General features: G+C 71.3%; 21 protein-coding genes. 4 read left to right on the forward strand and 17 right to left on the reverse strand.

Going from position 1 to position 25,289, the window contains the following annotated elements; translation table 11 throughout:
• Positions 1-69: 69 nt before the first annotated feature.
• From trmD to proS, 6 genes are all read right to left on the reverse strand, one after another.
• The gene (trmD, locus tag AOQ37_RS05200; RefSeq protein WP_062641720.1) at positions 70-903 is read right to left on the reverse strand and encodes a tRNA (guanosine(37)-N1)-methyltransferase TrmD; all 834 of its coding nucleotides are present in this window, start codon (positions 901-903) and stop codon (positions 70-72) included.
• On the reverse strand, positions 903-1,526 hold the full coding sequence (rimM, locus tag AOQ37_RS05205; protein WP_062641722.1) for a ribosome maturation factor RimM: 624 nt from the start codon (positions 1,524-1,526) through the stop codon (positions 903-905). The genes trmD and rimM overlap by 1 nt, the downstream gene beginning before the upstream one ends.
• Before the next feature lie 119 nt (positions 1,527-1,645).
• Positions 1,646-1,885 carry an RNA-binding protein gene (locus AOQ37_RS05210; RefSeq protein WP_003973401.1) on the reverse strand — a complete coding sequence of 80 codons (240 nt, stop codon included), beginning with the start codon at positions 1,883-1,885 and terminating at the stop codon, positions 1,646-1,648.
• 5 nt (positions 1,886-1,890) lie between these two features.
• Entirely contained in the window at positions 1,891-2,310 is a 420-nt protein-coding gene (rpsP, locus tag AOQ37_RS05215; protein ID WP_062641723.1) for a 30S ribosomal protein S16, read from the reverse strand.
• Between the two features lie 286 nt (positions 2,311-2,596).
• The gene (locus AOQ37_RS05220; RefSeq protein WP_028806665.1) at positions 2,597-3,193 is read right to left on the reverse strand and encodes a hypothetical protein; all 597 of its coding nucleotides are present in this window, start codon (positions 3,191-3,193) and stop codon (positions 2,597-2,599) included.
• Between the two features lie 261 nt (positions 3,194-3,454).
• Positions 3,455-4,870 carry a proline--tRNA ligase gene (proS, locus tag AOQ37_RS05225; RefSeq protein WP_062641725.1) on the reverse strand — a complete coding sequence of 472 codons (1,416 nt, stop codon included), beginning with the start codon at positions 4,868-4,870 and terminating at the stop codon, positions 3,455-3,457.
• A 200-nt stretch (positions 4,871-5,070) separates the two neighbouring features.
• On the opposite strand from proS, the gene AOQ37_RS05230 reads away from it, so the two are divergent.
• A complete protein-coding gene (locus AOQ37_RS05230; protein ID WP_078890016.1) occupies positions 5,071-5,955 on the forward strand; it encodes a class I SAM-dependent methyltransferase in 885 nt (294 codons plus the stop codon).
• A gap of 136 nt (positions 5,956-6,091) precedes the next feature.
• Here AOQ37_RS05230 and ffh read toward each other — a convergent pair whose 3' ends face one another.
• The 5 genes from ffh to nsdA form a co-directional block, all read right to left on the reverse strand.
• Positions 6,092-7,642 (reverse strand): signal recognition particle protein, encoded by a 1,551-nt coding sequence (gene ffh, locus AOQ37_RS05235; RefSeq protein ID WP_062641728.1) that lies wholly within the window; start codon positions 7,640-7,642, stop codon positions 6,092-6,094.
• 123 nt (positions 7,643-7,765) lie between these two features.
• Positions 7,766-10,216, reverse strand: coding sequence for a [protein-PII] uridylyltransferase (locus AOQ37_RS05240; RefSeq protein WP_062641730.1), 2,451 nt, complete (start codon positions 10,214-10,216; stop codon positions 7,766-7,768).
• 26 nt (positions 10,217-10,242) lie between these two features.
• On the reverse strand, positions 10,243-10,581 hold the full coding sequence (locus AOQ37_RS05245; protein WP_003997576.1) for a P-II family nitrogen regulator: 339 nt from the start codon (positions 10,579-10,581) through the stop codon (positions 10,243-10,245).
• On the reverse strand, positions 10,578-11,918 hold the full coding sequence (locus tag AOQ37_RS05250; protein ID WP_062641732.1) for an ammonium transporter: 1,341 nt from the start codon (positions 11,916-11,918) through the stop codon (positions 10,578-10,580). Before AOQ37_RS05250 ends, AOQ37_RS05245 begins: the two co-directional genes overlap by 4 nt.
• A 338-nt stretch (positions 11,919-12,256) precedes the next feature.
• Complete coding sequence (gene nsdA, locus AOQ37_RS05255) at positions 12,257-13,741, reverse strand: transcriptional repressor NsdA (RefSeq protein WP_062641734.1); 1,485 nt, start codon at positions 13,739-13,741, stop codon at positions 12,257-12,259.
• Between the two features lie 447 nt (positions 13,742-14,188).
• On the opposite strand from nsdA, the gene AOQ37_RS05260 reads away from it, so the two are divergent.
• Positions 14,189-14,845 carry a bifunctional DNA primase/polymerase gene (locus AOQ37_RS05260; RefSeq protein WP_062641736.1) on the forward strand — a complete coding sequence of 219 codons (657 nt, stop codon included), beginning with the start codon at positions 14,189-14,191 and terminating at the stop codon, positions 14,843-14,845.
• A 122-nt stretch (positions 14,846-14,967) separates the two neighbouring features.
• Here the strand turns inward: AOQ37_RS05260 and ftsY are convergent, their stop codons facing one another.
• The gene (gene ftsY, locus AOQ37_RS05265; protein ID WP_062641738.1) at positions 14,968-16,173 is read right to left on the reverse strand and encodes a signal recognition particle-docking protein FtsY; all 1,206 of its coding nucleotides are present in this window, start codon (positions 16,171-16,173) and stop codon (positions 14,968-14,970) included.
• A 66-nt stretch (positions 16,174-16,239) separates the two neighbouring features.
• Positions 16,240-16,416: a hypothetical protein gene (locus AOQ37_RS05270; RefSeq protein WP_234436815.1), complete on the reverse strand. Its 177-nt coding sequence runs from the start codon at positions 16,414-16,416 to the stop codon at positions 16,240-16,242.
• A 106-nt stretch (positions 16,417-16,522) separates the two neighbouring features.
• Between AOQ37_RS05270 and AOQ37_RS05275 the strand changes: the two genes are divergently transcribed.
• Positions 16,523-17,494 carry an LLM class flavin-dependent oxidoreductase gene (locus tag AOQ37_RS05275; protein ID WP_062641742.1) on the forward strand — a complete coding sequence of 324 codons (972 nt, stop codon included), beginning with the start codon at positions 16,523-16,525 and terminating at the stop codon, positions 17,492-17,494.
• Positions 17,495-17,581: 87 nt separating this feature from the next.
• Here AOQ37_RS05275 and AOQ37_RS05280 read toward each other — a convergent pair whose 3' ends face one another.
• From AOQ37_RS05280 to AOQ37_RS05295, 4 genes are all read right to left on the reverse strand, one after another.
• On the reverse strand, positions 17,582-19,000 hold the full coding sequence (locus AOQ37_RS05280; RefSeq protein ID WP_062641744.1) for a sugar porter family MFS transporter: 1,419 nt from the start codon (positions 18,998-19,000) through the stop codon (positions 17,582-17,584).
• 216 nt (positions 19,001-19,216) lie between these two features.
• Positions 19,217-22,774, reverse strand: a complete 3,558-nt coding sequence (smc, locus tag AOQ37_RS05285) for a chromosome segregation protein SMC (protein ID WP_062641746.1) — start codon at positions 22,772-22,774, stop codon at positions 19,217-19,219.
• Between the two features lie 285 nt (positions 22,775-23,059).
• Complete coding sequence (locus tag AOQ37_RS05290; protein WP_020128723.1) at positions 23,060-23,263, reverse strand: hypothetical protein; 204 nt, start codon at positions 23,261-23,263, stop codon at positions 23,060-23,062.
• 379 nt (positions 23,264-23,642) lie between these two features.
• Complete coding sequence (locus tag AOQ37_RS05295) at positions 23,643-23,924, reverse strand: acylphosphatase (RefSeq protein ID WP_020128724.1); 282 nt, start codon at positions 23,922-23,924, stop codon at positions 23,643-23,645.
• A 209-nt stretch (positions 23,925-24,133) separates the two neighbouring features.
• Between AOQ37_RS05295 and AOQ37_RS05300 the strand changes: the two genes are divergently transcribed.
• Positions 24,134-25,264, forward strand: a complete 1,131-nt coding sequence (locus AOQ37_RS05300) for a CAP domain-containing protein (RefSeq protein WP_062642455.1) — start codon at positions 24,134-24,136, stop codon at positions 25,262-25,264.
• Positions 25,265-25,289 lie beyond the last annotated feature (25 nt).

Here is a 25,289-nt window from a genome sequence, read left to right on the forward strand (position 1 = left end):
GTGCCCGTCGAGGCGGGCGTCGTGTCCCCCTGTGGCAGGGGCGCACACCGGACGGCGCACAACAGCGGCCTATTCTTCCACGCTGTCGGTCCTGCGCCAAAATCGACCGTACGGGGCACCCTCCGGGTCGGGCATCCAGCCCAGGATGGAGAGCATCTCGCGGTCCTTCTTGCCGAAGGTCCCCGGCTCGCAGCGCTCGATCAGGTCGGGCCGGTTGGCCGTGGTGCGCCGCAGGGCCTCGTCCCGGCGCCAGCGGGCGATCCTGCCGTGGTGGCCGCTGAGCAGCACCTCGGGGATCTCCCGGCCGCGCCAGGCGGGCGGCTTGGTGTAGATCGGCCCCTCCAGGAGGCTGGCCATGGCACCGGGGGCGAAGGAGTCGTCGCGGTGGGACTCGGCGTTGCCGAGCACGCCGGGCAGCAGGCGGGCCACCGCCTCGGTGACGACCAGGACGGCGGCCTCCCCGCCGGCCAGGACGTAGTCGCCGATGGAGACCTCGTAGACGGGGATCCGGGTGGCGTACTCGTCGATGACCCGCCGGTCGATGCCCTCGTAGCGGGCCGGGGTGAAGATCAGCCAGGGGCGTTCGGAGAGCTCGACCGCGAGTTCCTGGGTGAAGGGCCGGCCGCTGGGGGTCGGGACGACGATCGCGGGCGCGTGCGCGCCCCGCTCGTAGCCGTCGGCGAGGACGGTGTCGAGCGCTTCGCCCCAGGGCTCGGTCTTCATGACCATGCCGGGTCCGCCGCCGTAGGGGGTGTCGTCGACCGTGTTGTGCCGGTCGTACGTCCACTCCCGCAGATCGTGCACGTGTACGTCCAGCCGGCCGCGCGCGCGTGCCTTGCCGACGAGGGAGACGTTCAGCGGGTCGAGGTACTCGGGGAAGATCGTGACGACGTCGAGGCGCATTACGGCCGGTCCCCGTCCGCGTCGGCGTCCGCGTCGTCGGTGTCGCCGACCGCGTTCGCGTCCGTGTCCTCGTCCGCGTCCGCGTCCGCGTCCCGGGAGGAAACGATCTCGGCACGGTCGTCGATCAGACCGGGCGGCGGGTCGATGACGGCCCGCTGCTCCTCCAGATCGATCTCGATGACGATCGCCTCGACGAAGGGGATCATCACCTCGCTGCCGTCGGGCCGCTCGACGATGAAGAGGTCCTGGGAGGGCAGATGCGAGATCTCCGTGATCCGGCCGACCTCCGCGCCGTCCTTGGTGACCACGTCCAGGTCCATCAGCTGGTGGTCGTAGTACTCGTCCTCCTCCTCGGGCAGCTCCGCGGGGTCGACCTCGGCGATCAGGAGGGTGTTGCGCAGCGCTTCGGCGGCGGTGCGGTCCCGCACCCCCTCGAAGCGCAGGAGGAGACGACCGCTGTGCACCCGGCCGGTCTCGATGGTCAGCGGGCCGGTCGAGGCCGGGTCCGTGGACAGGACGGCGCCGGGCGCGAGCCGCAGCTCCGGCTCGTCGGTGCGTACCTCGACGGTGACCTCGCCCTTGATGCCGTGGGCGCGGCCGATCCGCGCGACTACGAGCTGCACTTCTGAAGATCTCCTGTCGTACCTGTCGTCACATACCGGTCGTCACGACTGCCGTAACGACCACGGGCCGGGGACGGCCCAGTGGCCCTCCCCGGCCCGAGCCGGTGTTGCGAAACGCGTCAGCGGACGTGATCCACGTCGACGAGGTCGACGCGGACGCCACGGCCGCCGATGGCGCCCACGACGGTGCGCAGAGCGCGTGCGGTGCGGCCGTTGCGGCCGATCACCTTGCCGAGGTCGTCCGGGTGGACCCGGACCTCGAGCACGCGCCCGCGGCGCAGGTTGCGCGAGGCGACCTGCACATCGTCGGGGTTGTCGACGATGCCCTTCACGAGGTGCTCAAGCGCCTCTTCGAGCATGCTGCTCAGGCCTCGGTCGACTCGGACTCGGCGGCAGCCTCGTCCTTCTTCTCAGCCTTCTTCTTCTGGGTGATGGCCTCACCCTTGCCCGAGTCGTCGCCACCGAGGGCCTCGAACGACGGGCGAGCCTTCTTCGGCTCGGCGACGAGCAGCGGCGCCGGGGCGGGCTCGCCCTTGAACTTCTGCCAGTCGCCGGTCTTCTTCAGAATGGCGAGCACGGGCTCGGTCGGCTGCGCGCCGACACCCAGCCAGTACGCCACGCGGTCGGCGTCGACCTCGATGATCGACGGGTGGTACGTCGGCTGGTACTTGCCGATCTCCTCGATCGCACGACCGTCACGACGGGTGCGGGAGTCGGCGACGACGATGCGGTAGTGAGGCGCGCGGATCTTGCCCAGACGCTTCAGCTTGATCTTGACTGCCACGGAAGTGGTGTCTCCTGGTCTTGACGTGGTTGGGCACGGCGAGATGGCCGCGTGGGGTTGCGGTACCCGAGTGCCCGATGGACGCGTCAGCCGGAGGAGAGAGGGGTCCTGTGCGACTGTCGAGTACAGCTAGCCATTGTGCCACACCGCTCGGGTCCCTTCCGGCCACGGGTGGTCCCCGGGCATGCGGAAGCAACGCCCGGCGCGTGCGGGGCGCCGCCGGCGACGGCCCCCCGCATCACACTGAACCGGCAGCCACGAGATGCCGGTGCATGACGGCGCGTGCCTAGGCGGCGCCCGCGATCTCCGGGATCCGGAACGGCTTGCCGCAGCCCCCGCACACGATCGGCGCCTGGGCCAGGACCGACGGTACGACCCGCACGTTGCGGCCGCAGTCGCACACGGCCTTGACCCGGACGCCGCCGCCGGAGGAGCCGTGCCGGGCCGCCGGGCCGCGGAAGCTGCGGGTGGTGTCGGAGGAGGTGGCCGCCAGATGGGCCTTGAGGGCCCGCTGGAGGCGCTCGATCGTCGGACGGTAGCGCCGCTTGGCCTCGGGGTTGAGCGTGACCAGGGAGAAACCGCTGCTGGGGTGGGGTTCCTCGGGGTGGTCCAGACCCAGTTCCTCGGCGATCGCGAGGAATCTGCGGTTGTGGTAGCGGCCGGCGCGGGAGGTGTCACGCACGCCGCGGGCTGCGGCGATGCCATGGACTGCCTCGTGAAGCAGTCGCTCGAAGGAGAGCTCGTGACCGCAGGCGGACGACGACTCCCCGATCAGGGACTCTGGCGCGGCAAGATCGGGCAGTTCGGGGTGGTACCGCTGAATGTCGGCCCACGCCTCTGCCAGTTCTGCGGCGAGAACAGGTGGTGTCTGTGTCGTGCTCACGTAATGACAACGAGCGGGGGTGCCCCTGTGTTCCTATTCCGGGCCATCCCAAATAATTTGCACGTACCCGTCAGTTGCCGCTGATGCGTCCTGACGAGGGCGGGTGCGCTGATCTGCGGAGAAGCCTCACAGCTCCTACCAAGCTGGTGCGTAGGCCCACGTACGCCCCGGCGCGTAGACGAGGTCCACGCGCCGGGGCAGGGAAGTTCCGCAGGGGCGCAAGAGGCCTTTCGGTCGCTCTCGCGAGCGGAGGGCGCTGCCTCAGTAAGCGCGCGCGACGACGGCGACGTTACCGGGGGCGTCCCCGTCGTCCGGCACCGACCCGTCCTCCGCGATCAGACAGCGTACGGTCAGCGACTGCTCGGCCAGCCTGGCCTCGCCTTCTTCGCCGAGGGTCGCCCACGGGACGCGCGCCCAGCCGCCGGCGGCGGCGACCTCGGCCGCCTCCTCGATCGTCGAGACGTCCGTCGTACGGGATTCGCGGCGCTCACGGGACTGCCGCAGCAACAGCGCCTGGTCCTCCTCGAGGACGGCGGGCAGCAGGCTTTCGAGCGCGTCGATCGCCACCGGCTCCTTGCCGCCCGGGATGCGGCGCGCCAGCATCGCGGTGCCGTTCTCCAGGTCACGGGGCCCGATCTCGACCCGGACCGGCACGCCCTTGAGCTCCCAGTCGACCGCGCGCCGCCCGAAGGGGACGTCGGTGCGGTCGTCGACCCGGACGCGGAGCCCCGCCGCCCTCAGCCGGTCACCCACCTCGCGGACCTTGGCCAGAACCGCCTCGTCCCCCTTGACCGCGAGGACGACGACCTGGATCTGCGCCAGCCGCGGCGGCACCCGCAGCCCGTCGTCGTCGCCGTGGATCATCACCAGGGCGCCGATCATGCGGGTCGTCGAGCCCCAGGAGGTCTGCCAGACCAGCTCCTGCGTGCCGTCGCTGGTCAGGTACCGGGTGTCGAAGGCGCGGGCGAAGTTCTGGCCCAGCTCATGGCTGGTGACCATCTGGAGGGCCTTGCCGTCGCCCATCATGCTCTCGAGGGTGAGGGTGTTGACGGCGCCCGCGAAGCGCTCCTTGACCGTCTTGCGGCCGGAGACGAAGTCGATCGCGAGGACGTTCTCCAGGAAGTCGCCGTAGACCTCGCGCTGGATGCGGGCGGCGAAGTCGCGGGCCTCCTCGTAGGTGGCGTGCGCGGTGTGCCCCTCCTGCCAGAGGAACTCGGACGTCCGCAGGAAGAGGCGCGGCCGCAGCTCCCAACGGACCACGTTGGCCCACTGGTTGATCAGCAGGGGCAGGTCGCGGTAGCTCTGCACCCACTTGGAGAAGTACTCGTTGACGATGGTCTCGGAGGTGGGCCGCACGACCGCCGGCTCCTCCAGCTCCTTGCCGCCCCCGTGTGTCACGACGGCCAACTCGGGTGCGAATCCCTCGACATGGTCCGCCTCGCGGGTGAGGTAGGACTGCGGGATCAGCAGCGGGAAGTACGCGTTCTCGGTGCCCGTGTCCTTGATGCGGGCGTCCAGCTCCGCCTGCATCCGCTCCCACAGCCCGTAACCGTACGGTCGGATCACCATGGTGCCGCGCACCGGGCCGTTGTCGGCCAGTTCGGCCTTGTTGATCAGATCCTGGTACCAGCGGGGGAAGTCGTCCGCCTGCGGGGTGAGAACGGGAGCCTTGGCCATGGCGAGATGGTACGGCCCCAAGTTGCCGGGATGTGAATTCTCGCCACAGGCACGGTCGGTGCGCAAGCGGGGGCCCGAGACCTCTGGACGCCGTCGCGTACGGGGAGTTACCTGGCATACGGGGGAAGTGCGAGCGCACTGCACGGGGGTCACCTGATCGGTTACTGCGGCAATTTCTCGGCGGATTGGGGCGCTTATCCATGACACCTACGCTCGTGCGGCAGCACCTGCCACTAGCGGGGCCGACGCCCCGTGTGGACCCGGGTGCACGCGCGCGTGACTGGTCGGAGATCCAGGAGCGGATGCTGGTCCCGCTCTACGAGGCCGTCTACGAGCGACTGGACGTGGGGCCCGGCACCAGGCTCCTCGCCCTCGGCTGCGGCTCGGGGCTCGCCCTGCTGATGGCGGCCGCAAGGGGCGCGGCGGCCCTCACCGGTGTCGAACCCTCCTCCCCCGAACGGCTGGCCCTCGCGCGCGAGCGCCTGCTGCCGAAGGAGCCCGGGGACCGCAGCGCCGGCGGGCCGCGGGGGGACGGTGGCGGCACCCGTCTCACCGACCGGCTGCCGAAGGACGTGACCGAAAAGGGCACGCGCGCGTACGACCTGGTGACCGCGTTCGAGCCGATCGGGTGTCGCGCGGGCGACGCTGACGGCCTCGGCGGTCTGCTCGCCGCCACGACACCGTTCGTCACACGCGGGGCGCCCGTGGTGCTCGTCGGCTGGGGACCGCCGGAACGCTGCGCCACGTCAGCGGTGCTGCGGGTCGCGGCCAAGCTGGCCGATCCGTTGCGCCGCGGCACGGTCCGGCTGCGTCCGGTGCTGCGCGACGACCTGGAGGAGGTCGCCGGGCGGGCCGGTCTCCGGCCGGACGGATCGGGGCGGGTGGCCTGTCCCTTCGGGTACGCCGATGTGGAGAGCGCCCTGAAGGGCCTGCTGTCCACCGGGCTGTTCGACGCGGCGGTCGCGGCGACGGACCAGGCGCAGGTCGACAAGGAACTGACCGAGGCCCTGCACCCCTACCGGCGCCCGGACGGGACGGTGTGGATGCCGAACGTGTTCCGGTACCTGATCGCGCGGACTCCCTGAGGCTCACCGCGTTCCCCCGTCGGGGGTACCCCGGAATGCGCCGAGGGCGCCCCTCACAGTGAGGGGCGCCCTCGGCGACCGGAGCGGACCGGCCTCGGTCGGCGCCTGAGTGTCACCGGCGGCGTCAGCGGCGGCGTCAGCCCATGAACTTCTTGAACTCGTCCGGCAGTTCGAAGTCCTGGGCGCCCTGCTGCGGCAGGCCGAGCGCGTTGCCGCCCTGTGCCTGGGCCTCGCGGCGCTTGGCCTCCTCCAGCTCCTGCTGCTTGCGCTTCATCGGGTTGCCGGAGCGCTGCTTGCCCTTGGCCTGCTTCGGCTGCTTCTTCTGCCGGCCGGCGCCGCCACCCATGCCCGGCATCCCGGGCATCCCGGGCATGCCGCCGCCCTGAGCCATCCGGGACATCATCTTGCGGGCCTCGAAGAACCGCTCGACCAGGCCCTTCACCGCGCTGACCTCGACGCCGGAACCCTTGGCGATACGGGCGCGGCGCGAGCCGTTGATGATCGTCGGTTCCTGGCGCTCGGCCGGGGTCATCGACTTGATGATCGCCGCCGTGCGGTCGACGTCGCGCTCGTCGAGGTTGGCGATCTGGTCCTTGATCTGCCCCATGCCGGGCAGCATGCCGAGCAGCTTGCTGATGCTGCCCATCTTCCTGACCTGCTCCATCTGGGCCAGGAAGTCGTCCAGGGTGAAGTCCTGGCCCTTCTTGGACGCCAGCTTGGAGGCCATTTTCTCGGCCTCTTCCTGGCTGAACGTCTTCTCCGCCTGCTCGATCAGGGTGAGCAGGTCACCCATGTCGAGGATGCGGGAGGCCATCCGGTCAGGGTGGAAGGCGTCGAACTCGTCCAGCTTCTCGCCGTTCGAGGCGAACATGATCGGCTTGCCGGTCACCGAGGCGATCGACAGGGCCGCGCCACCGCGGGCGTCGCCGTCGAGCTTCGACAGCACGACACCGTCGAAGCCGACGCCGTCGCGGAAGGCCTCGGCGGTGTTGACGGCGTCCTGGCCGATCATCGCGTCGACGACGAAGAGGATCTCGTCGGGCGAGACGGCGTCGCGGATGTCCGCGGCCTGGCGCATCAGCTCGGCGTCGATACCGAGGCGGCCGGCGGTGTCCACGATCACGATGTCGTGGACCTTGTTCTTGGCGAACTCGATGGAGTCCTTGGCGACCTGGACCGGGTCGCCCACCCCGTTGCCCGGCTGCGGGGCGTACACGGCCACACCGGCGCGCTCGGCGACGACGCTGAGCTGGTTGACGGCGTTGGGGCGCTGGAGGTCACAGGCGACGAGCAGCGGCGAGTGGCCCTGCTCCTTCAGCCAGCGGCCGAGCTTGCCCGCGAGGGTGGTCTTACCGGCACCCTGGAGACCGGCCAGCATGATCACGGTGGGCGGCTGCTTGGCGAAGCGCAGCCGCCTGGTCTCACCGCCGAGGATCGTGACGAGTTCCTCGTTGACGATCTTCAGGACCTGCTGGGCGGGGTTGAGCGCCCTGGAGACGTCGGAGCCGAGGGCGCGTTCCTTGACGTTCTTGATGAACGTGCGGACGACCGGCAGGGCCACGTCGGCTTCGAGGAGCGCGATGCGGATCTCGCGCGCCGTGGCGTCGATGTCCGCTTCGCTCAGGCGCCCCTTGCCGCGCAAGTTCTTGAAGGTCGCTGAAAGGCGATCGGAGAGAGTATCGAACACGGCGGCGTCGGTCCTCGGAGTCGGGGGCAGTCTGAGCGTCTTCCAGGGTATCCGGCCGCGCAAGACATTCGTCCCCGCCTGCTCGCTTTCGGCGGGCGGGTACGCGTGCCGCGCGACACACGGTCACGCCCTGAGCGTCTCCTCCAGCTTGCGGGTGACCGAGGCCGCCTCGTCGCCGGGCAGCGGCGCGCCCTCGGCGCCGGTGACGTAGAAGGCGTCCACGGCGTTCGCGCCGAGGGTCGAGACGTGCATGCTGCGCACCCGCAGCCCCTCGTCCTCCAGGGCCTGGCCGATCCGGTGCAGCAGCCCCGGAGCGTCCTGCGCGCGCACCTCGATGACCGTGGCGTGCCGGGAGGCCGCCGGGGCGACCGTCACCCGCGGCGGCGGCGCGACCACGCCCCGCCTGCGGGGGTAGGCGGCGTCCCGTTCCGCGAGCCGTCCGGCGATGTCCAGCGAGCCGTCCAGGGCGCGTACGAGGTCGGCGCGCAGCCGGGCCGCCTGGGGCAGGGAGCCGTACTCGGCGGCGACCCGCCAGTTGAGCAGCAGGACGGAGCCCTCGACGCCGGTCGGCAGGTCCAGGGCGCGCAGTTCGGCGGTGCGGACGGTCAGGCGGTGCACGGCGAGGACCCCCGCCACGGCGGGCAGCACGCCCGCCTGGTCGGGTACGGCGATCAGCAGTTCCACACCGAGCGGCTCGGGGTCGTCCACCGGTCCGTCCTCCGCGAGGGGCTCGGTCTGGGCGCGCAGGGCCAGCACCGGGCCGCCGGTGGCGACCGCCTCGATGGCGAGCCGTTCCTGCTCGGCGGTGGGCGCGGCGACGGCGGGCTCGTCCGGCGCGTTCCCGGCGAGCACCGCCGCCACCCGCTTGACCAGGTCCGCGACGAGCGAACCCCGCCAGGACGACCAGGCGGCGGGGCCGGTGGCCAGCGCGTCCGCCTCGGTGAGCGCGTGCAGCAGTTCCAGGGTGCTCTGGGAACCGACGGCCTCGGCGACCGAGCGGACCGTGGCCGGGTCCTCCAGGTCGCGCCGGGTGGCCGTCTCGATCAGCAGCAGGTGCTGCCGTACGAGCGTGGAGAGGACGGCGACGTCGGCCCGGTCGAAGCCGATCCGGGCCGCGACGTCCTTGGCGATGATCTCGCCCGCCACCGAGTGGTCGCCGGGCCAGCCCTTGCCGATGTCGTGCAGCAGGGCGGAGACGAGGAGCAGGTCGGGGCGGCTGACCCGGCGGGTGAACTCGGAGGCCCGGACGGCGGTCTCGATGAGGTGCCGGTCCACGGTCCAGATGTGCACGGCGTTGCGCTGCGGGCGGCAGCGCACCCGCTCCCAGTCGGGCAGCAGCCGGGTGATCAGGCCCTCGGCCTCGAGCGCCTCCCAGACCTCGATGGTGGGCCGGCCCGAGCCGAGCAGGGTCACGAGCTGCTCGCGGGCCTCGGCGGGCCAGGGCGTGGGCAGCGGGCGCACGGTGGCGGCGAGGCGCCGTACGGCGTGCAGGGAGAGCGGGAGGCCCGCCTGCGCGGCGGCGGCCGCGGCGCGCAGGGGGAGCACGGGGTCGCGTTCGGGGCGTGCGGCGCGGGCGAGCACCACCTCGCCGTCCTGCTCCACCACTCCTTCGGCCAGCGGGGACCGTTCGGCCGGGGGCTTGGCGCCGCCGCCCAGCATGGCGCGCAGCCGCGGCCGCACGGAGCGCGACCGCAGCACGCGTCCCACCTCGCGCCAGGTGACGTCGCTCGCGTAGGAGATGAGGCGGGCCGCCTCGTACACCTGCCGCAGCAGGGTGTCGGCGTCCAGCAGGCCCAGCTCGGCGGCCACCTGGTCCTGTTCCTGGAGGGCCAGCCGGTCGGTGGCCCGGCCGGTGGCCAGGTGCAGGGCGTCCCGTACGTCGAGGAGCCGGCGCCGGGCGTCGTCGAGGCCCTCGCGGGGCGCGTCGGCCAGCCAGGAGGCGGCGACGGCCCGCAGCGCGGTGGCGTCCCGCAGACCGCCCCGCGCCTCCTTCAGGTCCGGCTCGAGCAGGTACTGGAGCTCTCCCTGGCGCTCGGCGCGCTCGGCGCAGAGCTCCTGGAGCTCGGGGAGCCGCTTGGGCGCCTGGTTGCGCCAGTCGGCGAGGACGGCCGTACGCAGTCCCGCCGTCAGAGCCGGGTCGCCGGCGAGGTGACGGGCGTCGAGGAGGCCGAGCTGGACCTTGAGGTCCTCCCCGGCGGTCTTGCGGGCCTCGGCCGGCGTGCGCACGGAGTGGTCCAGCGCCAGGCCCAGGTCCCACACGGGGTACCAGAGGCGGTCGGCGAGGGCGGCGACCGCCTTGGGGTCGGCGCCGTCGTGCAGCAGCAGGAGGTCGAGGTCGCTGCGCGGGGACAGCTCGCTGCGGCCGTAGCCGCCGACGGCGACCAGGGAGACGCCCCTGAGGTCCTCGGTGCCGGCCGTGAAGAGCCCCGACAGCCAGTCGTCGGTCAGTTCGGCGAGGGCGGAACGGCGCGGCGGCCCGGACCGCGCCCCCTCGGTGAGGAGGCGCAGCCGGGCCGCCGCGTAGCCGCTGGGTCCCGAGTCCTCTGCATCCTTGCGCACGTCCGTACTCGTCACCCAGCGACTCCTGTTCTGTTCTGCCGTCAGAGCGCGTCCGGGCCGCGCTCGCCGGTGCGGACCCGTACGGCCGTCTCGACCGGGAGGGACCAGACCTTGCCGTCACCGATCTTGCCGGTACGGGCCGCCTTCACGATGACGTCGATCAGCTGCTCGGCGTCGTCGTCCTCGGCCAGCACCTCGATACGGATCTTGGGAACGAGGTCGACCGTGTACTCGGCACCGCGGTAGACCTCGGTGTGTCCCCGCTGACGACCGTAACCGCTGGCCTCGGTGACCGTCAGACCGTGGACGCCGAAGGCCTGGAGGGCTTCCTTGATCTCGTCGAGCCGGTGGGGCTTGACGACGGCGGTGATGAGCTTCATGCGTCCACCTTCTTGCTCGCGTCGGTGACCGCGGTCGGGAGGGCGGTCGTGCGGGCGGCGCCGCCGCCGGCCCCGCTGAAGTCGTATGCGGTCTCGGCGTGCTCGGCCTGGTCGATGCCGGCCACCTCGTCGTCCTCGGAGACGCGCATGCCGATCGTCTTGTCGAGGAGGAAGGCGAGGATCGCGGAGACCACCAGCGAGTAGCCGAGGACCGCGAAGACTCCGGCGCACTGCTTCCAGAACTGGTCGAGGCCGCCGCCGTAGAAGAGGCCCTCGACATCGGACTGGCCCTTGCCGCTGGCGAAGAGGCCGATCAGCAGGGAGCCGACGACACCGCCGACGAGGTGGACGCCGACGACGTCGAGCGAGTCGTCGTAGCCGAACTTGTACTTCAGGCCGACGGCCATGGCGCACAGGACACCGGCGATGGCGCCGACGGCGATCGCGCCGAGCGGGGAGACCGCGCCGCCGGACGGGGTGATGGCGACCAGACCGGCGACCGCGCCGGAGGCGGCGCCCAGCGTGGTGAACGCGCCGTGGCGGATCTTCTCGTAGACGAGCCAGGCCAGCATGGCGGCGGCCGTGGCCACCTGCGTGTTGACGAACATCAGCGCGCCGACGCCGTCGTCGTTGCCGAGCCACGAACCGGCGTTGAAGCCGAACCAGCCGAACCACAGCAGACCGGCGCCGAGCATGACCAGCGGCAGGCTGTGCGGGCGCATCGGGTCCTTCTTGAACCCGATGCGCTTGCCGATGACGAGGATCACGCCGAGCGCCGCGGCACCGGCGTTGATGTGCACCGCCGTACCACCGGCGAAGTCGATGACACCCAGCTCGAAGGCCCAGCCGCCGGCGCCCCAGACCCAGTGCGCGACCGGGAAGTAGACGACCGTGGCCCACAGCGCGACGAACAGCGCCCAGGCGGAGAACTTGACGCGGTCGGCGAGCGCACCGCTTATCAGGGCGGGCGTGATGATCGCGAACATCATCTGGAAGACCATGAACACGAAGATCGGGATGGTGTAGCCGTCCCACAGCTGTGTCAGGCCGATGTTGCTGAGACCGACCCAGTCGGAGTTCCAGCCGATGAGGCTGCCGGAGTCGGTGCCGAAAGCGAGGGAGAAGCCGTACAACACCCACAGGATGGTGACGATCCCGATGCTGATGAAACTCATCATCAGCATGTTGAGCGTGCTCTTGACGCGGACCATGCCTCCGTAGAAGAAGGCGAGGCCCGGGGTCATGATCAGCACCAGGGCTGAACAGATGAGCATGAAGCCTGTGTTCGCGGACGACAGCGTGGGTGCGTCCGCCGCAAGCGTGATGGCTGCTGCCATCGGCGTCTCCTCGTCGTAGGTACGGCCCCGTGCGGGCGATGCCAGAGCGGGTCGTGAGGGGTGGGCCGGTTATGCGCCATGAGATTCGCGCAGCGCGGTTTCGGTGGAAGCCCCTCGTTGTTTCGCCGCTGTGACGAAGGCGTCCCGTGCGTTACGCCTCGATGAACTGCCCGATGGTCGCCGATCGGATCGTTATCGTGGCGCAACCTTCGGAGAACGCAATAAACCGGCCGCGGGCGGCCTTCCGAATGACCTGGCATGGGGGAGCCGAGTCGGGCAGTTCGGGAGGGCCGGCCGCGGCCGGAGTTTCAGGGGTTCCGCTCAGTGGATCAGCGGGATCAGACCGCTTCCGCCGTCTCCGGCAGCTCGATGGTGAGCCGCTCGGTGAGGTCCACGACCTCGGAAAGATCACCGAAATCGCGTACGGCGCTGTCGACGGTCTTTCGGATACGAGTGTTGACGCGCTCGGAGCGCACCTTCTTGGCCTCCTTCATGGCCTGGGTGGCGAGGGTGGCGCTCTGCGCGGGCTCGCGCTGGAGGAGGTGCACGGTGGCCATGCCGATCAGGTTCAGCACGTAGGAGCGCTGGTGGTCGTGGTCGCCCGCGAACAGTTCCACAGCCTTGCGCATCAGGGGCTCGGCCAGCGAGGCGTAGGTGGGACTGCGGCCGGCGACATAGGCGAGGTCGCGGAACGAGTGGCTGTTCTCGCCGTACAGCTCGGCCTCGGAGAAGAAGCGGATCCAGTCGGGGTCCGGCTCGTCCCACTCCTCCGACTCGGCGAAGGTGTCCTCGGCCATCCGCACCGCCCGCTTGCACCGGCCGGGCTGCCCCATGTTGGCGTAGGCGCGGGCCTCCATCGCATACAGCATGGACTGGGTGCGCGGGCTCGCGCAGTCCCGGCTGCCGTACTGCGCGAGGTGGATCAGCTCCAGCGCGTCCTCGGGCCGGCCGAGGTGGATCATCTGGCGGCTCATGCTGGACAGCACGTAACTGCCGAGCGGCCGGTCACCGGCCTCCTTCGCCGCGTGCAGCGCGAGGACGAAGTACTTCTGCGCGGTGGGCTGGAGCCCGACGTCGTAGCTCATCCAGCCCGCCAGCTCGGCCAGTTCGGCGGCGACCTTGAAGAGCCTCCTCGCGGTGGACTCGGGCTGGGGCTCCTGGAGGAGGTCCGTCACCTCGTGCAGCTGCCCGACGACCGCCTTGCGGCGCAGCCCGCCGCCGCACTGGGCGTCCCACTGCCGGAACATCACGGTGGTGGACTCCAGCAGGTCCAGCTCGGGCCGGGAGAGCCGCCCGCGGGCCCGGCTGGTGGGGACCGAGTCCGGCTCCTCGAGCGGGGCGGGTGGCGAGGGGACGAGCCAGCGCTGCATGGGCTCGATGAGCGAGGGGCCCGCGCACAGGGCGAGCGAGGTGCCGAGGAAGCCGCGCCGCGCCAGCATCAGGTCGCTGCGCGAGAACTCGCTGAGCTGCGCCACCGTCTGCGGGGCCGTCCACGGCAGGTCGACGCCGGTCACGGAGGGCGCCTGGCGCGCGGCGCGCAGCCCGAGGTCCTCGACGGAGACGACACAGCCGAACCGTTCGGAGAACAGCTCGGACAGGATCCTCGGGATCGGCTCGCGGGGGTTCTCGCCGTCCAGCCAGCGGCGCACCCGCGAGGTGTCCGTGGAGATGTGGTTGGCGCCCAACTGGCGTGCTCGACGGTTGACCTGACGGGCCAGTTCGCCCTTCGACCAGCCGCTGCGCACGAACCACGAGGAGAGCAGCTCGTTCGGGCGCTTGTCCACACCCGCAGCGTTACTTCCGCTTCCGCCGTTGCCGCTCACTGGAACGCCCCCATCCCTGAGACCACTTGTCACTGAGTGCGCCAAGCCTTATCAGAATGCCGGTAAATACGGCCTGCCGTACGGGACTTGTCACCCTTCGAACGGAAAGCCGACTTGCCTCCGGCATACCCACAAGCGCATGTGCCTCCAGGACCCGCACACTCAAAGTAATCCTACGATCACGGCTCCGGCCACGAGGATCCCGGAAACGCCACCATTCGCCACCCCTTCGAATGAACTCACGATGGCTCGTCCGCGATTCACTTGACACAGAACGGCCGAGGGTGAGCGGAGCGAAGCACTCAGGGGCGCACACAGCCCGGCACACCACCCGGAGCGCTTCCGGGCGCCGCCCTGATCGGACGGCGAACGGGAAGCGGAAGCACACAGAGTCACGACGATCGACCGCTGCGTAACCATCGGCGCGTCGAACCCGTTGGAGGGGGCATGGGCTTCACGATCGGCGGCATTCGCGAGATCCGCTCCGGCGCGCGCAGGCGCGGTCGCTCGTCCGAGTGCACCGCCGTCGCCGAGTTCACGGGACTGTGGGGATGGGACGCGGTGCCCGGCGCGCGGGCCACGGCGGGCGCCTGCTCCTGCGGGGACGCCGACTGCCGTGAACCCGGCGCGCACCCCCTGGCGTTCGCCCCCCGGGTCCCCGCCGGGGCCACGCTCGACGAGGTGAGCAGGACCTGGTCGGACTTCCCCGGCGCCGCGGTCATGCTGCCCGTCGGGCGCGCCTTCGACGTGATCGACGTCGCCGAGCCCGCCGGCCGTCGCGCCCTGGTCCGTCTGGAGCGCATGGGCCTCCCCCTCGGGCCGGTCATCGCCACCCCCGAGGGCCGCACCCAGTTCTTCGTCGCCCCCGGCGCCGCCGCCGAACTGGACGGCCTGCTCTACCGCATGGGCTGGGACGACCCGAGCGCGCTGGACCTGCGCGGCCTCGGCCCCGGCGCGTACCTCACGGCCCCGCCCTCCGACCGCGGCGGTCTCGGCCCGGTGCGCTGGCTGCGCCCGCCCGCGCTGGACTCGGCGACCCACCCCCCGCAGGCCCGTCTGCTGCTGGGCACGCTGGCCTATCTGGCCCACCGGTCGCGCGCCTGAGCCGTACGGCGCGCACACAGCCGAGCGCCCGCTCCCACTGCACCTGGGGGCGGGCGCTTCTCGTTGTCCTCTCGGTCCTCTCGCGCCCGGACGGGCGCCGTTCTCGCGGTGTGCGACGGCCCTCAGTCGCCGATAAGGGCATCCACGAACGCCTCCGGCTCGAAGGGCGCCAGATCGTCCGCGCCCTCGCCGAGTCCGATCAGCTTGACCGGGACGCCCAGCTCACGCTGGACCGCGACCACGATGCCGCCCTTCGCCGTGCCGTCCAGCTTGGTCAGGACGATGCCGGTGATGTTGACGACCTCGGCGAAGACACGGGCCTGCACGAGGCCGTTCTGCCCGGTGGTGGCGTCGAGGACGAGCAGCACCTCGTCGAGCGGCGCGTGCTTCTCGACGACCCGCTTGACCTTGCCGAGCTCGTCCATGAGCCCGGTCTTGGTGTGCAGCCGCCCCGCGGTGTCGATGAGGACGACGTCCACCCCCATCTCCTTGCCCTCCTTCACCGCGTCGAACGCGACGGAGGCGGGGTCGCCCGCCTCGGGGCCCCGCACGGTGTGCGCGCCGACGCGTTCGCCCCAGGTCTGGAGCTGGTCGGCGGCGGCGGCGCGGAAGGTGTCGGCGGCGCCGAGGACGACGGTCCGCCCGTCGGCCACGAGCACCCGCGCGAGCTTGCCGGTGGTGGTGGTCTTGCCGGTGCCGTTGACCCCGACGACCATCACGATGCCCGGCTTGCGCTCCTCCGGCTCGGTCTTCACGGTGCGGTCGACGTCGGTGCCGACCAGCTTGAGCAGCTCCTCGCGCAGCAGGCTGCGCAGCTCCTCGGGGGTACGGGTGCCGAGCACCCGGACGCGCTCGCGCAGCCGCTCGACCAGCTCCTGGGTGGGCTGCACGCCGACGTCGGCGGTGAGCAGCGTGTCCTCGATCTCCTCCCAGGTGTCCTCGTCGAGGTGCTCGCGGGAGAGCAGCGTGAGCAGGCCCTTGCCGAGGGCGTTCTGCGAGCGGGACAGCCGGGCGCGGAGGCGGACCAGCCGCCCCTCGGTGGGCTCGGGGATCTCGAGCTCGGGAACCTCGAGAACGGGCGGTTCCTCGACGGCGGTGCCGGTCGAGCCGCCGTCGGGAAGATCCACCTCCTCTATGGTGCGGCGCGGTTCGTCGCGCGGCGTCTCGGCCTCGTCGCCGACGTGCGGCTCGGCCGGAGGGGCGGTGATGTCGGGCGCGGTGGGGGGCGGTGGGGGCAGCGACTTCTTCCGTCGGCTGCCGACCACGAGCCCGCCGAGCACACCGAGCACGACCACGGCGATGACTACAGCAAGGATGACGGTTTCCATAACGCGTCCAGTATCCATCCCTGCCCGCCCGGGACCCCGCTGCCCGGCCCGTACGGCCGGGGCCTGTCAGCTCTTGTGCGGCGCCGCCCGCGCCCGGAACCGCAGCCGCGGACAGCGCTCCTCGGTCTCCTCCGACGCGTCCTCGGGGCAGCAGCAGTGCTCGGCGAGCCCCCGCAGGTCGCCGGGGTCGAGCCGGCGGGCGACGCGCCCCCGGTCGGCCTCGTCCCGCGGGTCGGTCGGCAAGACGGGTCGGGTCAGGGCCCGAGCCTATGGCCGACCGGGCCGGACCCATGGCCATCTGACACCCCGTCAGCTACGGTCCCCCCACATCCGCCGAAGGGGGCCTGCCATGCCCGTCACCGTCGTCCGTTTCAACCTCGTCGCTCCCGGCGCGACCCCGGCCGAGCTCGGGGTGCGGTACCGGGCCGCTCTGGAGATGGCCGCGTACGCCGACGAGTGCGGGGTCACCACCGTGCAGACCGAGGAGCACCACGGGGCCGAGAACAACTGGCTGCCGTCGCCGTTCGCCTTCGCGGGCGCCGTGCTCGGCGCGACCCGGAGGATCGCGGTCACGGTCTCGGCGGTGATCGGCCCGCTGCACGACCCGCTGCGGCTCGCCGAGGACATCGCGGTGCTCGACCTGCTGAGCGGGGGCCGGCTGGTCACGGTCGCCGGGATCGGGTACCGGCCCGAGGAGTACGACCGGGCGGGGGTGGACTGGAAGCGGCGCGGGCGGCTCCAGGACGAGCTCCTCGACACCCTGCTCAAGGCCTGGACCGGGGAGGAGTTCACGTACCGGGGCCGTACCGTACGGGTCACCCCGCGGCCGTTCTCCGAGCCGCACCCCCTGTTGCTGGTCGGCGGCTCCTCGAAGGCCGCCGCCCGCCGGGCCGCCCGGCTCGGCCTGCCCTTCTTCCCCAGCGCGCACCTCCCGGAGCTGGAGGCGTACTACAAGGAGCGCCTGGTGGAGCACGGGACCGAGGGCTGGACGATGATGCCGGGTGCCGAGACCCCGCTGCTGCACATCGCCGAGGACCCGGACCGGGCGTGGGCCGAGTACGGCGAGCACTTCCTGCACGAGGCGCAGACCTACGCCTCCTGGCAGTCCGGCGACATCCGCTCGGCGGTGCGGTCGGCGGCGGGCAGCGTGCGGGAACTCCGTGACGAGGGGGTCTACCGGATCCTCACGCCGGACGAGTGCGTGGCGCAGGGGCTGGACAACCTCGTCCTGCATCCGCTGGCCGGCGGGATGCCGACGGCGGAGGGGTGGCGCGGACTGCGGCTGTTCTGCGAACGCGTGCTGCCCCGGCTCGACGGGTGAGCCGGGGCAGCGCGTTCTACGGGTATCGAGGAGCGGGCAGCGGGGACTTGGCCCGGCTCCTCGAGTCGAGAGGCCTCCGCGGGAGGCTCAGCCCATCTCCTCCAGGGACTTGCCCTTCGTCTCCTTGACGTACTTCAGGACGAAGGGGATGGAGAGGGCGGCGAAGGCGGTGTAGATCACGTAGGTCGCGGAGAGGTTCCAGTCGGCCAGGGACGGGAAGCTCGCGGTGATGGCCCAGTTGGCGATCCACTGCGCGGACGCGGCGACACCGAGGGCGGCGGCGCGGATGCGGTTGGGGAACATCTCGCCGAGGAAGACCCAGACCACCACGCCCCAGGACAGGGCGAAGAACAGGACGAACACGTGGGCGGCGATCAGGGCGATCCAGCCCTGGGTGGCCGGGAGCTTGCCGTCGACCAGGTCGAAGGAGAACGCCCAGGCCTCCAGCCCGAGGCCGATGACCATGCCGACGGAGCCGATGAGGGCCAGCGGCTTGCGGCCGACCCGGTCCACGAAGATCATCGCGATGACGGTGCCGATGATGTTGATGATCGACGTCGTGAAGGAGTAGAAGAACGAGTCGGTCGGGTCGACACCGACGGACTGCCACAGCGTCGAGGAGTAGTAGAACGCGACGTTGATGCCGACGAACTGCTGGAAGACCGACAGGCCGATGCCGACCCAGACGATCGGCTTGAAGAAGAAGGAACCGCCGAGCAGGTCCTTGAAGGTCGACTTGTGCTCGCTCTTCATGCCGTGCTCGATCTCGGCGACGCGGGCGTCCAGGTCGATCTTGTCGCCCTCGACCTCTGCGAGGATGTCGCGGGCCCGGTCGTACTTGCCGACGGAGATCAAGAAGCGCGGGGACTCGGGGATGGCGAAGGAGAGCAGGCCGTACAGGACAGCCGGGATCACCATGACGCCCAGCATGACCTGCCAGGCCTCCAGGCCCATCAGCTTGCCGCGCTGGTCGCCGCCGGCGGCGTTGAGCAGACCCCAGTTGACCAGCTGCGAGATCGCGATGCCGATGACGATCGCGGCCTGCTGGAAGGAGCCCAGACGGCCGCGGTAGGCGGGCGGGGCCACCTCCGCGATGTAGGCGGGGCCGATGACCGAGGCCATGCCGATGGCGAAGCCGCCGACGACCCGCCAGGCCGCGAAGTCCCACAGCGCGAACGGCAGCGCCGAGCCGACCGCGCTGACGGTGAACAGCACCGCGGCGATCTGCATCACCCGGATCCGGCCGATCCGGTCGGCGATGCGGCCCGCGGTCGCGGCACCGATCGCGCAGCCGATCAGGGCGATGGCGATGACCTGCGCCAGGGCCGCGGAACCGACGTCGTAACGGTCCCGGATGGCCTCGACCGCACCGTTGATCACGGAGCTGTCGTAGCCGAAGAGGAAACCGCCCATCGCGGCCGCCGCCGCGATGAAGATGACGTGCCCGAGATGATCGGGGTGAGCCGTCCCGGCTCCTGACTTTTGTGCCTGCTCTGTGCTGGTCACGTTCAACTCCTCGGGCCGCCGGCAGCGCCGCCGACGGGATCAACACCTCCAGATAGGTGGTACCTGAAGGTAAAAGCAACGGAGCCGAGACTATGCCTTCAAGTTTCGAAGTCAAGAGGGTGTGAGTGTGACTTTTCAGCACACGCTTTAGGGAGGTGTGTTCAATTCTTGAAGAGATGCTCGGGGCTTGGTGCCTAGTACCCCGCCGCGGCCCGTTCAGCGCAGGCGCTGGCTGATGACCTTCGACACACCGTCGCCCTGCATGGACACGCCATACAGCGCGTCGGCGACCTCCATCGTGCGCTTCTGGTGCGTGATCACGATCAGCTGCGAGGACTCCTGGAGCTCCTGCATGATGCGGATCAGCCGCTGGAGGTTGGTGTCGTCGAGGGCCGCCTCGACCTCGTCCATGACGTAGAACGGGCTGGGCCTGGCCTTGAAGATCGACACCAGCATGGCGACGGCGGTCAGCGACCGCTCGCCACCGGAGAGCAGGCTGAGCCGCTTGACCTTCTTGCCGGGCGGCCGGGCCTCGACGTCGACGCCCGTGGTGAGCATGTTGTCGGGGTCGGTCAGGATCAGCCGCCCCTCACCGCCCGGGAACAGCCGGCTGAACACCCCTTCGAACTGCCGCGCGGTGTCCCGGAACGCCTCGGTGAAGACCTGCTCGACCCGCTCGTCGACCTCCTTCACGACCTGAAGGAGGTCGGCCCGGGTCTTCTTGAGGTCCTCCAACTGCTCACTGAGGAACTTGTGCCGCTCCTCCAGCGCCGAGAACTCCTCCAGGGCGAGCGGGTTCACCTTGCCGAGCTGCTGATAGGCGCGTTCGGCCGCCCGCAGCCGCTTCTCCTGCTCGGCCCGCAGGAAACGCCTCGGCTGGTTGCGCGGGTCCTCGGGGTCCTCCGGCAGCACCTCGCCCTCGGCGGGCGGCGAGGGCGGCACCGGCTGGTGGGGCCCGTACTCGGAGACGAGCCCCGCGGGCTCCACCCCCAGCTCCTCCAGCGCCTTGGTCTCCAGCTGCTCGATCCGCATCCGCTTCTCGGCACCGAGCACCTCGCCCCGGTGGACGGAGTCGGTCAGCTTGTCCAGCTCGGCCTTGAGATCGCGCCCCGCGGTGCGGGCGGCGGCCAGTTCCTGCTCGCGCCGCGCCTTGGCGGCGTCGGCGGCGACCCGCTCCGCCTCGGCCCGTCCGAGGGACACCTCGACATGCGCGAGCAACTGCCGGGCACCGGAGGCGACGGCCTCCGCGACCGCGGCCTCGTGCCGCAGCCGCGCCCGCCGCTGCTCCGCACGCGCGCGTGCCTCGCGTTCGGCCCGCGCGGCCCGGTCCAGCGAGTCGGCCCGCCCGGCCAGCCCCTTCACCCGCTCCTCGTGCGTACGGACCTGGAGCCGTGCCTCCATCTCGGTCTGCCGGGCGTTGGCCCCGTCCGCGGCGAGCCGGTCGCGCGCGGAGGTGTCGGGCTCCTCCTCGACCGGCATCTCCTCGGCGACGGCCAGCCGTTCGGCCAGTTCCTCGGCCTCTTCCACGGCCCGGTCCAGTGCCTCCTGGGCCCGCGCCGCGGCCGCCGCGGAGCGCTCCGCCTCACCTGCGGCGCCCCGCGCCTGTCCGGCGAGCCGCCCGAGCTGCTGGGCCACGGCCGACTTCTCCCGGTCGGCCGCCCGCCGCCGCTCCCCCGACTCCTCGACGAGCGCGGCACACTCCTTGCGCCGCTCCCCCGCCGCCTGCTGCTCCAGGGTCAGTTCCGCGCAGCGCACGGCCAGCTCGTCCAGTTCGGCCGCGGCCTCGTCGACGGACGCCTGCACCTCCAGCAGACTGGGCGCCCCGGCGGACCCGCCGTGCGCGAAGTGCGCCCCCAGCAGATCGCCCTCGGCGGTGACGGCGGTGAGATCGGGCCTGGCGTAGACGATCTCCTCGGCGTCCTCCAGCGTGCCGACGACGACGATCCCGCGCAGGAGACGCCGTACGGCGGGCAGCAGATCGTCGGGGCCCCGCACGAGGTCGGCGGCATACCTCAGCCCCTCGGTCTCCCGGGGCTCCTGGGGTACGTCGTCGGGGGCGCCGCCGAGCAGCAGCGCGGCGCGGCCCGCGTCCTGCTTGCGCAGCAGGCGGATCGCCTCGGCGGCCGCGGACGGCGAGGCGACGGCCAGGGCGTCCGCCGCCGCCCCGAAGGCCGCCGCGAGCGGGACCTCGTACCCCTGTGTCACCGTCAGCAGTCCGGCCGCCGGGCCCAGCAGTCCGCTCAGCCGGTCGCGCGCGCCGAGCAGCGCGCCCGTGCCGTCCTTGCGGCGCAGGCCCAGCGCCAGGGTCTCGTGGCGGGCCTGGGTCGCGGCCCGGCTGCGTTCGGCGGCGGTGACCGCCTCGCGGGCGGCGGTGAGGGCGGACTCCGCCTCGACGAGCCGCCGCTTGGCCGCCTCGTGCTGTTCCCCGAGCTCCTGGTCACCCGCGTCGAGGCCGTCGACCTCCGCCTTCAGCGCCTCGTACTCCTCCTGCGCGGCGACGGCCCGCTCCTGGGCCTCGTCGCGGGCGGCGGCGAGCCGGTCGATCTCGGCCTGGGCGGAGGCGGCACGCGAACGGGCCGCGTTGACCTGGCCGTTCAGCCGGGCCAGGCCCTCGCGGCGGTCGGCGATGGCCCGGGCGACGTCCTTCAGCCGCCGTTCCTCCACGGCGAGCTCCCGCTCCAGGTCGGCGCGGTGGGCGACGGTGTCGTCGAGCGCGTGCTGGGCCGCCTCGAGGGCGGCCTCCAGCTCGGCCTCCTGCTCGCGGACGCGGGCGGCCTCGCGCTCCATGTCCTCGGGGTCGCGGCCGCGGCGCTCGTCGGGCGGCGCGGAGGTGGCGCTCTTCACCCGCGCGTCGGCCAGCGAGATCGTGCCGCGGACGCGCTCGGCGAGCTGGGACAGTTCGTACCAGGTCTGCTGGGCGCGCTGGAGGCGCGGTGCGAGCCTGCGGACCTCGTCCTCCAGCAGCGCCTCCCGCTGGAGGGCCTTGCGCAGTTCCTGCTCGGCGGCTTCCTTGCGCTCCTTGAGGGCGGCCTCGTCGGCGACCTCGGCGCTGAGGGCCTCCCGCAGCCGTACGAGATCGTCGGCGAGGAGGCGCAGGCGGGCGTCGCGCAGGTCGGCCTGGATGACGGCGGCCCGGCGGGCGACGGCGGCCTGCCGGCCGAGCGGCTTGAGCTGGCGCCGCAGCTCGTCGGTCAGGTCCTGCACGCGGGCGAGGTTGGCCTGCATCGCGTCCAGTTTCCTGAGCGCCTTCTCCTTGCGCTTGCGGTGCTTGAGGACGCCCGCGGCCTCCTCGATGAAGGCGCGGCGGCCCATGGGGTCGGCGTGCAGCACGGAGTCGAGCTGGCCCTGGCCGACGATGACGTGCATCTCGCGGCCGATGCCGGAGTCGGACAGCAGGTCCTGGATGTCGAGGAGCCGGCAGGTGTCCCCGTTGATCTGGTACTCGCTGCCGCCGTTGCGGAACATGATCCGCGTGATGGTGACCTCGGCGTACTCGATGGGGAGCGCGCCGTCGGAGTTGTCGATGGTCAGGGACACCTCGGCGCGGCCCAGCGGGGGGCGGCCGGTGGTGCCGGCGAAGATGACGTCCTCCATCTTGCCGCCGCGCAGCGACTTCGCGCCCTGTTCGCCCATGACCCAGCTGAGCGCGTCGACGACGTTGGACTTGCCCGAGCCGTTCGGTCCGACGACGCAGGTGATACCCGGTTCGAACCTGAGCGTGGTCGCCGAGGCGAACGACTTGAACCCCCGCAGGGTCAGGGCCTTGAGGTGCACGGCGCTGGACTCTACCTTCCGGGGGTGTCTCACTCCATGAACCCGCGGTTTCACCCATGAACGCGCAGGGCACACCAAACGTTAAGAGTCTGAAAGGGTGCGCGGGGGAGCGAAAGAGCGGCCGGGACGACGGCGGGAAAGCCGGAGTGGACGAGGCGAAGACGGGGCGGGGAAAGAAAGAAGGGACGCCGAAGCGTCCCTTGCAAACTCTGACAACCTAGCGGTCCGACGCGGTGAGATGAGCCGCCCGACCACTGCGTGTGCCGTTGTGCAGCGGTGCAGCGATCAGGTGAGCGCAGGCTCCGCCTGGCGTGCGTCGATGCTCTCCAGAAGCGATTCGTGAGAAGCGGCAGCCGTCAGCGCGTCGTTCTCGGCCTGGATCCGTCCGAGCTCGGATTCCAGATCCTGTACACGCTGCTGGAGCCGTCGCATCTCGGCGAGGAGTCGCGGGTCGGAGCCGCCGACGTAACCGAGAAGCGCCTTTGCCATGATGGATGGTCCTCCACAATGAGTGACCGACCGAAGCGGTGTGGGTCGTGAGGGATTCGCACCCGCGGTGCTTGCCAGGATCTCGGTGATGTTGCCGTTCATCCATGCCAAACAGCTGAGGTGCGCGGGGTGCTTTCAGCGTCTCACCAAAAAGTTTGACGGTCAACACGATCACGCCCCGTATTGGCGGGCATCCCGGTGGCGCGCGGCCTGAACGGCGGCGCTGCGACTCCTGCGGGGCCCTCGGGGCGTGGCGATCATCCTGACGTGCGGAGCCTCCCACTGCAAGCGATTCTTGGCAACCACCTGCCCCTTTTCGTCGGGGCAGGTGCCACTGGCATGTACCGGCGCCCGTTCCGGACCGCTCCGCGCGCAATCCTCAGCGGATCGCGAAGCCGTCGTAGCCGCCGCGCGGTGTGTCCCATATCTCGGTGACGCCGTCCACCCGCCCGGGCGTGTCGTCACCCAGGAGCCACCCGAGCAGTCCCTCGCAGCCCTCCCGGGCGCCCTCCGCGACGACCTGGACCCGTCCGTCGGCCAAATTGAGAGCAAAGCCACTCAGGCCGCCGATCTCCAGCGCCTTGGCCCGGGTGAACCAGCGGAAACCCACTCCTTGGACGTGTCCGCGCACCCAGGCGACCAGCCGTACATCCTCGTTCATGGGTGCAACCTAACCGGGCAAAGTCGCTCGGAGCACTTCCTCCCCCAGGCCCATGCGGTACCGTCCCGACCCAATGATTCTCATATGAAACTCACTCGATCGGGTGAGTCAGGTTGACCAGAGGGCGCAGGAGGCGCACGACGCCCCAGCACTTCGGCCGACCGGAGAATCACCGCTGGGAACACCGCTTGGACGAGGAAGGCAAGGACATGGGACGCCACCGACGCTCCGCCGCCGGCCGCGCCGCCACGGGCCGCGCCACGGGGGTCACACAGACGCACGGCTCGCACGCGGACAGTCACGCCACGCAGGACCCGTACGCCGACGATCGCCCCGCCATGGGCATCGCGCCCTATCTGAATCCCGAGGCGTACGCCGACTCGGTCGCCAGAAGCCGGGAGTACCTGTTCGCCACCGGCGACGAGTACGCCCACGACACCGCGGTCTTCGCGACGGACGGCTTCCGGCCCGACGACGGTGCCCTGCGACCGGGCTCGAACCAGGCCGGGGCGGGCCGCCGGCGCAAGCGGAAGGTCGCCACGCCGGTCAAGACGGGCCTGCTGGGAGTCTCCGCCGCGGTCGCCATCGGCACCGTCGCGGTGGCCACGGGCGTGGTGCCCGGTCTGGACAACTACCAACTGGGCGGCGGCAGCGGCTCGGGCGACAAGGTGCAGGCCGCCGACTCCCCGACCAACTCGGCCTCCGAGCAGGGCGGCACCTCCGGCTCCGCCGACGCCGGACGCGGGGGCACGTCGACCAGCCGCGACGCCGGCCGCTCGGCCTCGCCCTCCGCCCCCACGACACCGTCCCCCTCCGCCTCCACCGCGACGGCGTCCCCGACCGAGACGGCCACCGAGGAGCCGCGGGCCACGCCCTCGAAGAAGCCGAAGACCACGCCGTCCAAGTCGAAGACGGCCACCGAGGCTCCGGAGAAGTCCGAGTCCCCGGTGACGGTCTCGGCCGAGGCACAGGCCGCGGCCGAGGTGCTGAAGCTGGTCAACGAGGAGCGGGCCAAGGTCGGGTGCAGCGCCGTCGCCGCCAACAGCGGGCTGTCGGAACTCGCCGAGGCGTTCAGCGACGACATGGCCGCGCGAGGCTTCTTCGACCACACCGATCCGGACGGGGCGACCCCGTGGGACCGGGCCGCGAAGGCCGGGATATCCGACCTCGGCGGCGAGAACATAGCCCGTGGCCAGGCCGACGCAGCCGCGGTCATGGAAGCCTGGATGAACAGCCCCGGCCACAAGGCGAACATCCTGAACTGCGACTTCAAGACGCTGGGCGTCGGTGTCCATCTGGGCGCCGGCGGGCCGTGGTGGACGCAGGACTTCGGCTACTGAGACAACCGCAGCTCAGCCACCTAAG

Source organism: Streptomyces maremycinicus, assembly GCF_001184025.1.
Classification (GTDB): Bacteria; Actinomycetota; Actinomycetes; order Streptomycetales; family Streptomycetaceae; genus Streptomyces; species Streptomyces maremycinicus.

What these genes read in the sequence shown, in the direction of transcription:
- trmD (WP_062641720.1), bottom strand. Translation starts at nt 903, where the DNA reads ATGCGCCTCGACGTCGTCACGATCTTCCCCGAGTACCTCGACCCGCTG.
- AOQ37_RS05210 (WP_003973401.1), bottom strand. Translation starts at nt 1,885, where the DNA reads ATGCTCGAAGAGGCGCTTGAGCACCTCGTGAAGGGCATCGTCGACAAC.
- proS (WP_062641725.1), bottom strand. Translation starts at nt 4,870, where the DNA reads ATGGCCAAGGCTCCCGTTCTCACCCCGCAGGCGGACGACTTCCCCCGC.
- AOQ37_RS05230 (WP_078890016.1), top strand. Translation starts at nt 5,071, where the DNA reads ATGACACCTACGCTCGTGCGGCAGCACCTGCCACTAGCGGGGCCGACG.
- AOQ37_RS05245 (WP_003997576.1), bottom strand. Translation starts at nt 10,581, where the DNA reads ATGAAGCTCATCACCGCCGTCGTCAAGCCCCACCGGCTCGACGAGATC.
- AOQ37_RS05250 (WP_062641732.1), bottom strand. Translation starts at nt 11,918, where the DNA reads ATGGCAGCAGCCATCACGCTTGCGGCGGACGCACCCACGCTGTCGTCC.
- AOQ37_RS05260 (WP_062641736.1), top strand. Translation starts at nt 14,189, where the DNA reads ATGGGCTTCACGATCGGCGGCATTCGCGAGATCCGCTCCGGCGCGCGC.
- ftsY (WP_062641738.1), bottom strand. Translation starts at nt 16,173, where the DNA reads ATGGAAACCGTCATCCTTGCTGTAGTCATCGCCGTGGTCGTGCTCGGT.
- AOQ37_RS05275 (WP_062641742.1), top strand. Translation starts at nt 16,523, where the DNA reads ATGCCCGTCACCGTCGTCCGTTTCAACCTCGTCGCTCCCGGCGCGACC.
- AOQ37_RS05290 (WP_020128723.1), bottom strand. Translation starts at nt 23,263, where the DNA reads ATGGCAAAGGCGCTTCTCGGTTACGTCGGCGGCTCCGACCCGCGACTC.
- AOQ37_RS05295 (WP_020128724.1), bottom strand. Translation starts at nt 23,924, where the DNA reads ATGAACGAGGATGTACGGCTGGTCGCCTGGGTGCGCGGACACGTCCAA.
- AOQ37_RS05300 (WP_062642455.1), top strand. Translation starts at nt 24,134, where the DNA reads ATGGGACGCCACCGACGCTCCGCCGCCGGCCGCGCCGCCACGGGCCGC.